12 protein-coding genes are annotated in these 13407 nt (G+C 73.4%); 1 reads left to right on the forward strand and 11 read right to left on the reverse strand.

What is annotated here, in order from left to right:
* Positions 1 to 29: 29 nt before the first annotated feature.
* From smc to ABGA99_RS32570, 3 genes are all read right to left on the reverse strand, one after another.
* Positions 30 to 3602, reverse strand: coding sequence for a chromosome segregation protein SMC (gene smc / locus ABGA99_RS32560; RefSeq protein WP_347581195.1), 3573 nt, complete (start codon positions 3600 to 3602; stop codon positions 30 to 32).
* Between the two features lie 246 nt (positions 3603 to 3848).
* A complete protein-coding gene (locus tag ABGA99_RS32565) occupies positions 3849 to 4049 on the reverse strand; it encodes a hypothetical protein (protein ID WP_047018321.1) in 201 nt (66 codons plus the stop codon).
* 287 nt (positions 4050 to 4336) lie between these two features.
* Positions 4337 to 4618 carry an acylphosphatase gene (locus ABGA99_RS32570; RefSeq protein ID WP_347581196.1) on the reverse strand — a complete coding sequence of 94 codons (282 nt, stop codon included), beginning with the start codon at positions 4616 to 4618 and terminating at the stop codon, positions 4337 to 4339.
* Positions 4619 to 4764: 146 nt separating this feature from the next.
* Between ABGA99_RS32570 and ABGA99_RS32575 the strand changes: the two genes are divergently transcribed.
* A complete protein-coding gene (locus ABGA99_RS32575; RefSeq protein ID WP_347584055.1) occupies positions 4765 to 5745 on the forward strand; it encodes a CAP domain-containing protein in 981 nt (326 codons plus the stop codon).
* A gap of 28 nt (positions 5746 to 5773) precedes the next feature.
* Here ABGA99_RS32575 and mutM read toward each other — a convergent pair whose 3' ends face one another.
* The 8 genes from mutM to recG all read right to left on the reverse strand — a co-directional run bounded on the left by mutM (position 5774) and on the right by recG (position 13366).
* Positions 5774 to 6628: a bifunctional DNA-formamidopyrimidine glycosylase/DNA-(apurinic or apyrimidinic site) lyase gene (mutM, locus tag ABGA99_RS32580; protein WP_347584056.1), complete on the reverse strand. Its 855-nt coding sequence runs from the start codon at positions 6626 to 6628 to the stop codon at positions 5774 to 5776.
* 7 nt (positions 6629 to 6635) lie between these two features.
* Positions 6636 to 7565 carry a ribonuclease III gene (gene rnc / locus ABGA99_RS32585; protein WP_347584057.1) on the reverse strand — a complete coding sequence of 310 codons (930 nt, stop codon included), beginning with the start codon at positions 7563 to 7565 and terminating at the stop codon, positions 6636 to 6638.
* Between the two features lie 18 nt (positions 7566 to 7583).
* On the reverse strand, positions 7584 to 7757 hold the full coding sequence (rpmF, locus tag ABGA99_RS32590; RefSeq protein ID WP_018844671.1) for a 50S ribosomal protein L32: 174 nt from the start codon (positions 7755 to 7757) through the stop codon (positions 7584 to 7586).
* A 2-nt stretch (positions 7758 to 7759) separates the two neighbouring features.
* Positions 7760 to 8440, reverse strand: coding sequence for a YceD family protein (locus tag ABGA99_RS32595; RefSeq protein WP_347581200.1), 681 nt, complete (start codon positions 8438 to 8440; stop codon positions 7760 to 7762).
* 116 nt (positions 8441 to 8556) lie between these two features.
* Positions 8557 to 9735 (reverse strand): ATP synthase F0 subunit B, encoded by a 1179-nt coding sequence (locus tag ABGA99_RS32600; protein WP_347581201.1) that lies wholly within the window; start codon positions 9733 to 9735, stop codon positions 8557 to 8559.
* A 24-nt stretch (positions 9736 to 9759) separates the two neighbouring features.
* Positions 9760 to 10239, reverse strand: a complete 480-nt coding sequence (gene coaD, locus ABGA99_RS32605; protein WP_347581225.1) for a pantetheine-phosphate adenylyltransferase — start codon at positions 10237 to 10239, stop codon at positions 9760 to 9762.
* A 110-nt stretch (positions 10240 to 10349) separates the two neighbouring features.
* A complete protein-coding gene (gene rsmD / locus ABGA99_RS32610) occupies positions 10350 to 10925 on the reverse strand; it encodes a 16S rRNA (guanine(966)-N(2))-methyltransferase RsmD (RefSeq protein ID WP_347581202.1) in 576 nt (191 codons plus the stop codon).
* Between the two features lie 152 nt (positions 10926 to 11077).
* Entirely contained in the window at positions 11078 to 13366 is a 2289-nt protein-coding gene (gene recG, locus ABGA99_RS32615; RefSeq protein WP_347581203.1) for an ATP-dependent DNA helicase RecG, read from the reverse strand.
* Positions 13367 to 13407 lie beyond the last annotated feature (41 nt).

Here is a 13407-nt window from a genome sequence, read left to right on the forward strand (position 1 = left end):
CCGGCCCCCGGGACGCGGGGACGGGCGGCTCAGTGGAGCCGCTGGCTGATCACCTTGGAGACGCCGTCGCCCTGCATCGAGACGCCGTAGAGGACGTCGGCGACCTCCATCGTGCGCTTCTGGTGCGTGATCACGATGAGCTGCGAGGTGCGCTGCAGCTCCTGCATCAGCCGCACCAGACGCTGCAGGTTGGTGTCGTCGAGCGCGGCCTCGACCTCGTCCATCACGTAGAACGGGCTCGGCCTGGCCATGAAGATCGCCACCAGCATCGCCACCGCCGTCAGCGACCGCTCGCCGCCGGACAGCAGCGACAGCCGCTTGACCTTCTTGCCCGGCGGTCGCGCCTCCACCTCCACGCCGGTGTTCAGCATGTCGTCCGGGTCGGTGAGGATCAGCCGGCCCTCGCCGCCGGGGAAGAGGCGGGAGAAGACGCCCTCGAACTCGCGGGCGGTGTCGTGGAAGGCGTCGGTGAAGACCTGCTCGACGCGCTCGTCGACTTCCTTGACCACCTGCAGCAGGTCGGCGCGGGTGCGCTTGAGGTCGTCGAGCTGCTCGGTGAGGAACTTGTGCCGCTCCTCCAGCGCCGCGAACTCCTCCAGCGCCAGCGGGTTGACCTTGCCGAGCCTGGTGTACGCGCGCTCCGCGGCCTTGAGCCGCTTCTCCTGCTCGGCGCGCGCGTACGGCCGCGGCCGGTTGCGCGGGTGCTCGGGGTCCTCGGGCAGTTCCTCGCCCTCCGCGGGCAGCGAGGGGGGCACGAGCTGGTCGGGCCCGTACTCCGCCACCAGGTCGCCCGGCTCGACGCCCAGCTCCTCCAGCGCCCGGCCCTCCAACTGCTCGATGCGCATCCGCTTCTCGGCGCCCAGCACCTCGCCGCGGTGGACGGAGTCCGTCAGCTTGTCCAGCTCGTCGGCCAGCTCGCGGGAGAGCCGGCGCTGCCGGCCCAGCTCCTGCTCGCGCTCGGCGCGGGCCCGCTCGGCGGCGGCGCGCTCCTCCTCGGCGCGGGCGAGGGAGACCTCGACGTGGGCGAGGAGCTGCCGGGTGCCGGCGGCGACCGCGGTGGCGACGGCCGCCTCGTGCCGCAGCCGGGCACGGCGGCGCTCGGCGCGGGTACGCGCCTCGCGCTCGGCGCGGGCCGCGCGGTCGAGCCCGTCGGCGCGGCCCGCGAGGCCCTTGACGCGCTCCTCGTGGGTACGGACCTGGAGCCTGGCCTCCATCTCGGTCTGCCGGGCGTTGGCGCCGTCGGCGGCGAGCCGGTCACGTACGGAGGTGTCGGAGCCGTCGTCGCCGTCCTCGGCGGCGCCGGCCTCCTCCTCGGCGGTCTCCAACTGCGCCGCCAGTTCCTCCGCCTCCGCGCCGGCGCGGGCCAGGGCCTCTTCGGCGCGGGCGGCCGCGGCGGCGCTGCGCTCGGCCTCCCCGGCGGCGGCGCGGGCCTGCCCGGCGAGCCGGCCCAGCTCGCCGGCGACGCGGGACTTCTCCCGGTCCGCGGCGCTGCGCCGGCCGCCCAGTTCCTCGACGAGCGCGGCGCACTCCGCGCGGCGGGCGACGGCGGCCTCCTGCCGGTCCCGGAGCTGCAGGCAGCGGGCGTCCAGCTCGGTCAGCTCGGCCGCCGCCTCGTCGACGGACGCCTGCACCTCCAGCAGGCTGGGCGCGCCGGCGGAGCCGCCGTGGGCGAAGTGACCGCCGAAGAGGTCGCCTTCCGCGGTGACGGCGGTCAGCTCGGGCCGGCCGGAGACGAGGTCCTCCGCGTCCTCCAGGGTCGCGACGTACACGGTACGGACCAGCAGCCGGCGCACGGCGGGCAGCAGTTGGTCGGGCCCGGCGACCAGGGCGGCGAGGTGGCGGGCGCCGGGCGGGAGTTCGCCGTCGGGCTGCGGCTCGTACGGGGCGTCGCCGAGGATCAGCGCGGCGCGGCCGGCGTCGTGCTTGCGCAGCAGCCGCAGCGCGTCGGCCGCGGCGGCGGGGCCGGAGACGGCGAGGGCGTCGGCGGCGGCGCCGAGCGCGGCGGCGACGGCGACCTCGTACCCGGGGGCGACGGTGAGCAGTTCGGCGGCCGGGCCGAGCACGCCGGTCAGCTTGTCGCGGGCCTGGAGCAGGGTGCCGGTGCCGTCCTTGCGGCGCAGGCCCAGGGCGAGCGCGTCACGGCGGGCGGTGGTGGCGGCGCGGGTGCGCTCGGCCTCGGCGGTCTCGTCGCGGGCCGCGGTCAGCTCGGCCTCGGCGGCCTGCAGGGCGCTCTTCGCCGCCTCCTGCTCGGCGGCCAGTTCGCCGTCGTCCTCGGCCAGCCCGTCGACCTCGGCCTGCAGCGTCTCGTACGCCTCCTGCGCGACGGCGGCGCGCTCCTCGGCCTCGTCCCGCGCGGTGGCGAGCCGGTCGATCTCGGCCTGCGCGGAGGCGGCCCGGCCGCGGGCGGCGGTGACCTTTCCGCTGAGCCGGGCGAGCCGTTCGCGGCGGTCGGCGACGGCGCGGGCGGCATCCTTCAGCCGCCGCTCCTCCGCGGCGAGTTCGCGCTCCAGCTCGGCGCGGTGGGCGACGGTGTCCTCCAGCGCCCGTTCGGCGGCCTCCAGGGCGGCTTCGAGCTCGGCCTCCTGCTGGCGGATGCGCTGCGCCTCGCGCTCCAGGTCCTCCGGGTCGCGGCCGCGGCGCTCCTCCTCGGGGGCGGCGGTGGCGTGCTTGGCGCGGGCGTCGGCCAGGCTCACGGTGCCGCGGACCCGCTCGGCGAGCTGGCCGAGTTCGTGCCAGGCGCTCTGCGCCTCGGTGAGCCGCGGGGTGAGGGCGCGTACCTGCTCCTCCAGGGCCGATTCGCGGGTGCGGGCGGCGGTCAGCTCGGCCTCGGCGGCTTCCTTGCGTTCCTTCAGCGCCGCTTCGTCGGCGATCTCGGCGGACAGGGCCGCGCGCAGGGTGACGAGGTCGTCGGCGAGCAGCCGGAGCCGGGCGTCGCGCAGGTCTGCCTGGATGACGGCGGCCCGGCGGGCGACGGCCGCCTGTCGGCCCAGCGGTTTGAGCTGGCGGCGCAGTTCGTCGCTGAGGTCCTGGACGCGGGCGAGGTTGGCCTGCATCGCGTCCAGCTTGCGCAGCGCCTTCTCCTTGCGCTTGCGGTGCTTGAGGACGCCGGCGGCCTCCTCGATGAAGGCGCGGCGTCCCGAGGGGTCGGCGTGCAGGACGGAGTCGAGCCGGCCCTGGCCGACGATGACGTGCATCTCGCGGCCGATACCGGAGTCCGACAGCAGTTCCTGGATGTCGAGAAGGCGGCAGGTGTCGCCGTTGAGCTGGTATTCGCTGCCGCCGCTGCGGAACATCGTCCGGGTGATGGTCACTTCGGAGTAGTCGATGGGCAGCGCGCCGTCGGAGTTGTCGATCGTCAGCGAGACCTCGGCGCGGCCGAGGGGCGGCCTGCCGGTGGTCCCGGCGAAGATCACGTCCTCCATCTTGCCGCCCCTGAGGGACTTCGCCCCCTGCTCTCCCATCACCCAGGACAGCGCGTCCACCACGTTGGACTTTCCCGAGCCGTTCGGGCCGACGACACAGGTGATACCCGGCCCGAAGCGGAGGGTGGTGGCGGAGGCGAAGGATTTGAACCCCCGGAGCGTGAGGCCCTTCAAGTGCACTGGCGACGTCTCCTCCGGCGACGAAACATGTGCCGGAGACTCTATCGCGCAAGCCGGTTTCACTGGGTAACCGCCGGGGCACATCAATTACGGAGCATCACCCCCCGGGGTGCCGGCTCCCGGGGCGGGTTCCCTGGCGGGGGATCCGTAAGAGAGACGGAGAAACGACGAAGGGACGCCGTTAAGCGTCCCTTGACAGTTATCTCAAGCGGTTGAGGTGCAGACCTGACGGTTCTCGCATGATTGTCAGGTAAGCGCAGGCTCCGCCTGGGGTACGTCGAGCAGTGACTCGCTGTTGTGAGCAGCGGCGGCGGCGAGCATGTCGTTCTCGGCCTGGACGCGGACAAGCTCCGACTCCAGGTCCTGGACACGCTGCTGCAGCCGTCGCATCTCGGCGAGGAGTCGCGGGTCAGTGCCGCCGACGTAACCGAGAAGCGCCTTTGCCATGATTGAAGGTCCTCCACACTGAGTGACCGACCGAGCGGTGTGGGTCGTGAGGGTTTCGCACCCGCGTGTCTGCCCATGGCACAAACAGCTAGGGTGCGCGGGGCTTCAAGCGTCTCACCAAATGGTTTGACGGTCAACACGATCACACCCCGTATCGGGCACAGCCCGTGCAGTTGCAGGCCGCGGGGGGTGGCGGGACCCGTCTGGTGTGAGAGCTTTGCACGCCCGGAAGCCGTTGGCAACCCGCTGGTCATCCCTGCCGGACCAGCCCTTATGGCGGAGCGTGCTCAGCGGATGGCAAATGAGTGATATCCGCCGCGCGGCTCGTCCCAGATCTCCGTCACACCCGAGACGCGGCCCGGCGTGTCGGCGGAGCGCAGCCACTCCAGCAACTCCTGACACTGCGCTCGCGGACCCTCGGCGACGATCTGGACCCGGCCGTCCGCGAGGTTGGCGGCGAAGCCGCTGAGGCCGCCGATCTCCAGCGCGCGGGCGCGGGTGAACCAGCGGAAGCCGACTCCCTGGACCACGCCGCGCACCCATACCGTCATGCGGACGTCCGTACTCATGTGACGCACGTTATCCGGACGATCGGGCCGGGGGCACGTCCGGTGCGGGGGTCATGGCGTACAGTCTCCCGACAGCAATATCACTCGTGTGTGCGAGTGGACGTATGTGCAGCAGTTGTTGTCGTCGGACGTGAGGGGTCAGCCGGATGGGCCGCCACAGTCGCTCGGAGCCGCAGCCCCCGACAGGCCGCCGCCGGGACACGCCCGGCGCGTACGGCTCGTACGACCCCTACGGCCGCGAGGCACGCGGCGCCGGCCGGCCGCGCGGGCAGCACCGCAGGCAGAGCCCGGCCAGGGCCGGGATGCTCGGAACGTCGGCGGCGCTGGCCGTGGGCGCGGTGGCGATGGCCTCCGGGGTCCTCGGCAACGGCTTCGACCTCGACCGCGGCAACGGCGGTCCCGCCGGGAACGTCCAGGCGGGTGACCCGCCGGCGCCCAGCACACAGGGCTTCTCCGACCTGCCGACCCAGGAGGCGTCGCCGTCCGCGAGCGGCGGCTCGGACCGGCCGGAGAGCAGGACGCCGGAGGCGAAGAAGGCCGGCGGCAAGGACACCGGGGACGGCGGGGAGTCGAAGAGCGCCTCACCGTCCACCTCGGCGCCCGAGCGCGAGAAGCAGGAGTCCGCCGACCCCTCGTCGGAGTCCCCGAGCCCGTCCCGTACGGAGTCGACGTCGACGTCGCCGTCGCCCACGAAGACGGAGACCTCCGAGCCCACCCGCTCCGCGAAGCCGACCGCCACCGCCGACGCCACCACAGCCGCCGAGGCGGAGGTGCTGCGGCTGGTCAACCAGGAGCGCGCGCAGGCGGGCTGCCGCCCGCTGACGAACGACCCGGAACTGGCGAAGCTGGCCGGCGACTACAGCCAGGACATGGCCGCACGCGGCTTCTTCGACCACACCGACCCCGACGGCAACGACCCGTGGGAGCGCGCGCAGGACTACGGCATAGCCGACCTCGGGGGCGAGAACATAGCCCGCGGCCAGGCCAACGCGCAGTCGGTGATGGACGCCTGGATGAACAGCGAAGGCCACCGCGCGAACATCCTGAACTGCGACTTCCGCACCCTGGGCGTCGGCGCGCACTTCGCCGACGGCGGCCCCTGGTGGACCCAGAACTTCGGCTTCTGAGGCGCCGCCCGCGGGCGTTCCGTCCGTCTCAGGCGCGCGGTGGGCGCTGGCAGCGCGGGCAGAAGTAGCTGGAGCGGTTCATCCATGGGCGGCGGCGGATCGGGGTGCCGCAGCGGCGGCAGGGTTCGTCCTCGCGGCCGTACGCGTCGAGCGAGCGGGCGAAGTAGCCGGACTCGCCGTTGACGTTGACGTACAGGCTGTCGAAGCTCGTGCCGCCGACGTCGAGCGCCTCGTTCAGCACCGCCCGGACGTGCCCGAGGAGTTCCGCGGTACGGGGCCGGGTGAGGCCGGCGGTGGGGCGCTCGTAGTGGAGGCGGGAGCGCCACAGGGCCTCGTCCGCGTAGATGTTGCCGACGCCGCTGATCAGCGACTGGTTGAGCAGCGCCCGCTTGATCGTGGTGCGGCTGCCGCGCAGCGCCGCGTGGAACGCCGCGTCGTCGAACTCCGGGTCCAGCGGGTCCCGGGCGATGTGCGCGATGACGTCCGGCAGCCCCCCGGCCACGTTCGGGTGCAGCGAAAGACCGCCGAACGTGCGCTGGTCGACGAAGCGCAGCTCCGTGTCCGTCTCGTCCGCGAAGCGGACCCGGATCCGCAGGTGCCTCTCGTCCGGCGCCGCCTCCGGCTGGACCAGCAACTGGCCGCTCATGCCCAGGTGCGCGAGCACCGACTCGGGCCCGTCGGCCAGCGGCAGCCACAGGTACTTGCCGCGGCGCCGCGGCTCCCCCAGCGGGTGCCCCGTCAGCCGGGCGGCGAAGTCGGCGGCGCCCGCGGGGTGCCGGCGTACGGACCGGGGGTGCAGCACCTCGACGGAGGCGACCGTGCGGCCCGCGACCCACTTCGCCAGGCCGCGGCGCACCACCTCGACCTCCGGCAGCTCCGGCATCGCCGCGCTACCGGTCGGCGGCCTGCGCCGCCCCGGCGGGGCCCGCGGCGGCGTCACCGTCCGCGGAGTCCGGTACGTCCGTGGACGTACCGGCGGACGCGGGCGCGCCGTCGGACGCGGGCGGGCCGCCGGGCCCGCCGGCCGGCGCGGAATCCGGCGCCGCGACCGCGGAGCCGTTGCTCCCCGCCGCGCCCTTGCCGGCCTCGCCGTCCGCCCCGGCCGCGCTGATCGCGCGCCAGGCGGTGTCCGCCGCCTGCTGCTCCGCTTCCTTCTTGCTGCGGCCGGTGCCGGTGCCGTACGTGACACCACCGACGCGGGCGGCAGCCGTGAAGGTCTTCTCGTGATCCGGACCGGTCTCGCTGACCAGGTACTCCGGCACGCCCAGTCCCCTGGCGGCCGTCAGCTCCTGCAGCGACGTCTTCCAGTCCAGGCCGGCCCCCAGGTTCGAGGACTTCTCGATCAGCGGGTCGAAGAGCCGGTGCACCAGCTCCGAGGCCGCCTCCAGTCCCTTGTCCAGGTAGACCGCGCCGATCACGGCCTCCAGCGTGTCCGCGAGGATCGACGCCTTGTCCCGGCCGCCCGTGCCCTCCTCGCCCCGGCCGAGCCGGATGAACGCGCCCAGGTCCAGCCCGCGGCTGACCTCGGCGAGCGCACGCGAGTTGACCACCGCGGCCCGCAGCTTGGCCAACTGGCCCTCGGGCAGGTCGGGGTGGCCCCGGAACAGCGTGTCGGTGACCACCAGGCCGAGCACCGAGTCCCCGAGGAACTCAAGCCGTTCGTTGGTGGGCAGACCGCCGTTCTCGTACGCGAACGAGCGGTGGGTGAGGGCGCGTACCAGAAGGGCGGGCTCGAGTTCGTACTCGAGCCGCCCTTCCAGGATCTTGGGGGACGAGGCTGTGTCGGCCGGCGCCTTCCGCGGCGTAATGGCATCTGACATGAGCCTTCTCCCCGTCGCTCAGACCTCGAGGACCTGGCGGCGGTTGTACGTGCCGCAGTTCGGGCATGCGATGTGCTGCTGCTTCGGCTCGTGGCAGCGCTCACATGCCACCAGGTGCGGGACCGCAGCCTTCCACTGCGACCGGCGGTGGCGCGTGTTGCTGCGCGACATCTTCCGCTTCGGAACGGCCACGGCTACTTCTCCTGCTTCTCGCCGGCGCCGTCGTCAGCGCCGCTCGTATCGTCCTTCTCGCCGTCCGAGACGGTCTCGGCGAGTCCCTGCAACGCCGCCCACCGGGCGTCGACGACGTCGTGCCGGTGGTCCGGGTCGTCCGCGAGCCGCGCCCCGCAGTCGGGGCACAGACCCGGGCAGTCCTCCCGGCACACCGGCTGCAGCGGCAGTGCCAGCACCACCGCGTCGCGCAGCTCCGGTTCGAGGTCGAACATGTCGTCCTCGAGGTACAGCGTCCCCTCCTCCGCTTCCGCCTCCTCGGCGTCCGCGGCGGAGCCGCCGCCGCGGGCCACACGGCCCCTGGCGTCGGTCTCCGGGTAGGAGTACATCTCCTGGAAGTCCACTCCAAGCTCCTGCCCGAGTGGCTCCAGACACCTTACGCACTCGCCCGTCACCCGTGCCCGGGCGGTGCCCGTGACGAGCACACCCTCCATCACCGACTCGAGCCGCAGTTCCAGCTCGACGGAGTCGCCCTCCGGCACGCCCACCACCTCGTTGCCGAGGTCCTTGGGCGCCGGCACGGTGCGGGTCAGCCGCTTGAGCGTACCGGGACGGCGGCCCAGGTCCCGTGTGTCGAACACGAGAGGGGCGCGGTGGTCCGGATGGGCTTTCAGGGCTTTCCTGCTTTCGTGCACCCTGCGCATGGTGGGCAGGGACGGGCGCGGCGCGATACGGCGAGGGTCCAGAATACTTGAGACCCCGCCCAAGACCCAATCCGGGCGTCCGTCCGCGGCCGGGCCCGGCGGTACTCCCCCGCGGCTCAGCGGCCGCGGTCGTCGTACTGCCGGAGCTGCTCCAGGTCGATCATGCTGGTGTCGAAGAGGCTCGTCTCGTCCAGCGCCGCGGGTGCCGGGGTGTAGCCGCCCTGCTGCGACAGGTGCGCGTCGCCCTGCCCGTACGGCATCTGCTGCCCGGCGTACGCACCGGCCCCGGCCTGCTCCTGCTGCCCGGCCTGCTGCGGCCAGCCGTAGCCGGGGTCGGGCTGCTCGTAGCCCTGCTGGTACCCCTGGCCGTAGTTCTGCGGGTAGTCGGGCTGCTCCGGCTGCGGGTAGCCGGACTGGGCGTAGCCCTGCGCGGCGCCGCCGTCGTAGTACGCGGCGGCGGGCTGCGGGGCGGCGTGCGAGGGCTGCTGCGCGGGCGGCGGCGGGATCGCGGGGCCCTGGGCACCGCCGGGGGCGTGCGCCGGGCCCGGGGGCGGGTCGGCCAGCTCGGCCAGCTCCGCGAGGTAGTTCTCGTCTGTGGTGCCCGCGTGCCCCAGGCCGGACTGCCCGAAGGTCTCGCCGAGCTGGTCCGTGGGCCGGGCGCCCTGGAGCTTCTGCCGGCCGCGGCCGACCGCCTCCAGCGTCTTGGACAGCACCGACTGGAACGCCTGGAACTGCGCCTCGACGTACGTGTCCGCGCGTCTGCGCTGCTCCTGCGGGTCGGCGCTGCGCTCGGGCGCCTCGCCCGCCGGGTCCTGGCCGGCGTCGAACCCCTGCGGGTCGTCGTATCCGGGGGCGCGGCCCAGCAGCTTGTCCCGGCCGCGGTCCACCGAGCCGATGGTCTTGGTGAGGACGACCTCGAAGTTGGCGAGCTTGCTGTCGACGTAGTCGTCGGCCTCGGCGCTGATCTGCTCCGCCTCCTGGCGGGCCTCGCCCAGGATCCGGTCGGCCTCGGCCTGGGCGTGCCGGGCGACCTCGGTGTCGGAGATCAGCGCGGTGCGCCGGTTCTGCGCCTCGTCGAGGATCTGCTCGGCCTCGCGGCGTGCCTCCTCGACCAGTTGCTCACGCCCGCCGAGCAACTGCTGCGCCTGGGCGAGCGACCCGGGCAGGGCCTCGCGCACCTCGTTCAGCATGCCGAGCAGCTCGGCGCGGTTGACCACGCACGACGCCGACATGGGCATGGACCGCGCGCCCTGCAGGGCCTCCGCGATCTCGTCGAGCTTCCTCTGCACGTCCATGGGGAAAGACTCTACGGCGCCCGGCTAGGAGTTGGTGAGGCGTTGGTCAAGTGCCCGGTTGACAACCGGGGGTACGAGGTGGGATACGTCACCGCCCCAGGTGGCCACCTCCTTGACCAGGCTGGAGGAGAGGAAGCTGTAGGTCGGGTTGGTGGGGACGAAGAGGGTCTCCACGCCCGACAGCCCGTTGTTCATCTGGGCCATCTGCAGCTCGTAGTCGAAGTCGCTGACGGCGCGCAGCCCCTTGACGATGGCGGGGATGTCGCGCTCCTTGCAGTAGTCCACGAGGAGGCCGTGGAAGCTCTCGACCTCCACGTTGCCGTACTCCGTCGTGCACTGGCGGATGAGGTCCATCCGCTCCTCGACGGTGAACATCCCTTTCTTCGACTTGTTGATCATCACGGCGACGTGCACGACGTCGTAGAGCTTCGAGGCCCGGGCGATGATGTCGAGATGCCCGTTGGTGATGGGGTCGAAGGACCCCGGACAGACGGCGCGGCGCAACGGAGGTTCCTCGCTCTCGGTTCCGGTCGTGTGGGGCATGAGGGTCATGAGGGTTTCGGTGACGGTCCAGGGTCTGGGGACGGGACGGGACGGGGGGACGGGGCGGGCGGTCATGGGGCCGGTGAGGCGGCGCGACCGTACCAGAGCGTGCCTTCGCCGTACCGCCTGGCCCGCAGCCCCTCGAACCCGTGGGGCCAGGGGAATTCGCCGCCTCGGGTGCTGCGCTCCACGGTGGCGAGCGCGCCCGGGGACAGCCAGTCGTGGGCACGGAGTGTGACGAGTATCTCGCCCACGGCCGCGTCCCCCACCTCGTACGGCGGGTCGAGGAAGACCACGTCGTACGGGTCCGGGGGCGGCGGCCCGGCGACGACCTGCTCGGCGCGGGCGGCGCGCACCTCGGCGCCCGGCAGGCCGAGGGCACGGACGTTCTGGCGGATGACGCGGGCGGCACGGGCGTCGGCCTCGACGAGCAGCGCGTGCGCGGCGCCGCGGGACAGCGCCTCCAGGCCGACGGCGCCGGAGCCGCCGTACAGGTCGAGGACGCGCAGGCCGTCGAGCGGGCCGATGAGGGCCTGCCAGGTGGAGAAGAGACCCTCGCGGGCGCGGTCGGACGTGGGCCGGGTGCCGGTGCCGGGCGGCACGGCTAGGCGCCGCCCGCCGGCGGTGCCGGCGATCACGCGGGTCATGGCTGCTGGGTGTCCTTGTCCTCACGGGCGCGGTCCATCCCACGATATGCCTCCTGGGTGACGGCCGCGGTGCCGCCCGGTGGCCCGCGGGCGGCGGGGCCGTCACGGCTTCCGCCGCACCCGGCGGCACGGCCGCTGCCGCGGGCCGCCTTTCAGCCCTTGTCGAGGAACTGCTCCCGCTCGTCGTCCAGCAGACTCGCCAGCGCGCCGCGCAGCTCCGGGTACGCCGCCAGCTCCGGGTCCTCGGCCACGATCGCCGCGGCGGCGTCCCGGGCCTCGGCGATGACCTCCTCGTCATCGATGACCGTGAGCATCTTGAGGCTGGAGCGGGCCCCGGACTGCGCCTGGCCCAGCACATCGCCCTCGCGGCGCTGCTCCAGGTCGATACGGGAGAGCCGGAAGCCGTCCTGCGTGGCGGCGACCGCGTCCAGCCGGGTCCTGGCCGGCGTGCCCTCCGGCATCTCGGTGACCAGCAGGCACAGCCCGGCGGCCGACCCGCGGCCGACCCGGCCGCGCAACTGGTGCAACTGGGAGACGCCGAAGCGGTCGGCGTCCATGATGACCATGACGGTGGCGTTGGGGACGTTGACGCCGACCTCGATGACGGTCGTGGCGACCAGCACGTCCACCTCGCCGGCGGCGAACCGGCGCATCACGTCGTCCTTGGCGTCCGGCTGCATCCGGCCGTGCAGCACCTCGACCCTCAGCCCGGCCAGCGGCGCCCCGGAGGCGGCGGAGAGCTGCGCGGCGACGTCGAGGACGGCCAGCGGCGGCCGCTTCTCCGCCTCGTCCTCCGGCGACGGCGCCTCCTTCGCGCCCTTGGCGCCCTTGCTGCCCTTGCCGCTCCTGCCGCCCTTGGGCTCCGCCTCCTCCACGGAGTCGCCGATGCGCGGGCAGACGACGTACGCCTGATGGCCGCCCTCGACCTCCTCGCGCACCCGCTCCCAGGCGCGGGAGAGGAAGTGCGGCTTGTCGGCCGCCGGCACGACGTGGCTGGCGATCGGCGAGCGGCCGGCCGGGAGCTGGTCGAGCACGGAGGTCTCCAGATCGCCGAAGACCGTCATGGCGACCGTGCGCGGGATGGGGGTGGCGGTCATGACCAGCAGGTGCGGCGTGCGCTTGTCGTCCCCGCGGTTGCCCTTCGCACGCAGCGCGTCGCGTTGCTCGACGCCGAAGCGGTGCTGTTCGTCGACCACGACCAGACCCAGGTCGTGGAACTGCACCTTGTCCTCGATCAGCGCGTGCGTCCCGACGACGATCCCGGCCTCACCGGTGGCCAGGTCGAGCAGCGCCTTGCGGCGGGCCGCCGCGCCGGAGGAGCCGGTGAGCAGCTCGACCTTCGTACCGTGCTCGGCGCCGCCCAGGAGGCCGGCCTCGGCCAGCTCGCCCATCATCTCGGTGATCGAGCGGTGGTGCTGCTGCGCCAGCACCTCGGTCGGCGCGAGCATCGCGGCCTGCCCGCCCGCGTCCACGACGGCGAGCATCGCGCGCAGCGCCACCAGCGTCTTGCCGGAGCCCACCTCGCCCTGGAGCAGCCGGTGCATGGGGTGGTCGGTGGCCAGGTCGGCGAAGATGTCGGCGGAGACCCGCTGCTGGCCCTCGGTGAGGGTGAACGGCAGCCGGGCGTCGAAGTCCGCGAGCAGCCCCTCGGCGGGCGCCACCCGCGGCACCGCCGGCAACTGTCCGTCGGCGTGCCGCCGCCGGGCCAGGGCGACCTGGAGGACGAACGCCTCGTCCCACTTCAGCCGGTCCCGCGCCACCCACAGGTCGGCCTTGGTCTTCGGCCGGTGCACCTTCAGCAGCGCCTCGCGCAGCGGTACGAGCCCGCGCTCGGTCCGCAGCGCCGTGGGCAGCGGGTCGGCGACGCCCTCCCAGCCCGTGGCCTCCAGCCCGTCCAGCACCGTGTCGACGGCCTGCTGGAGCTGCCAGGAGGCGAGCTGCCGGCACGCCGGGTAGAGCGGGAGGAGCTTGCCCGCCCACTCGTCGGCCTCGGCGTCGGCGCCCGCGCCGTCCCGGCCGGACAGCGGCTTGTAGTCGGGGTGGGCGAGCTGGCGCTTGCGGTTGAAGACGGTGACCTTGCCGGCGAAGAGGGCGCGCCGGCCGGGCAGCAGTTCCTTCTGCGGGTGGTACGCGCCGCGCCCGAAGAACACGAGGGTGAGCCGGCCGCTGCCGTCGGTGATGACCACTTCGAGCCGGCGCCCCCGGCCCGTACCGAGCATGGCGGCTTTCTCCACCTGCGCGACGACCGTGACGTGCTCGTCGGTCTCCAGGTCAGCCAGCCGCGTCAGCTCGCCGCGCTCGGCGTACCGCCGGGGGTAGTGGTGCAGCAGGTCTGCGACCGTGTGCAGATCCAGGTGCTCCGCCATGGCCTTGGCGGTCCGGTCGCCGACGGACTTCTTCAGGGGCTCTTCCAGCACGGACACGCGTCCATTGCACACCATCGGGCCGACAGAGCGTGGAAACCCCTGGTAACCCGGACCCG

The sequence above is a fragment of the Streptomyces sp. B5E4 genome, assembly GCF_039871555.1.
Lineage (GTDB): Bacteria > Actinomycetota > Actinomycetes > Streptomycetales > Streptomycetaceae > Streptomyces.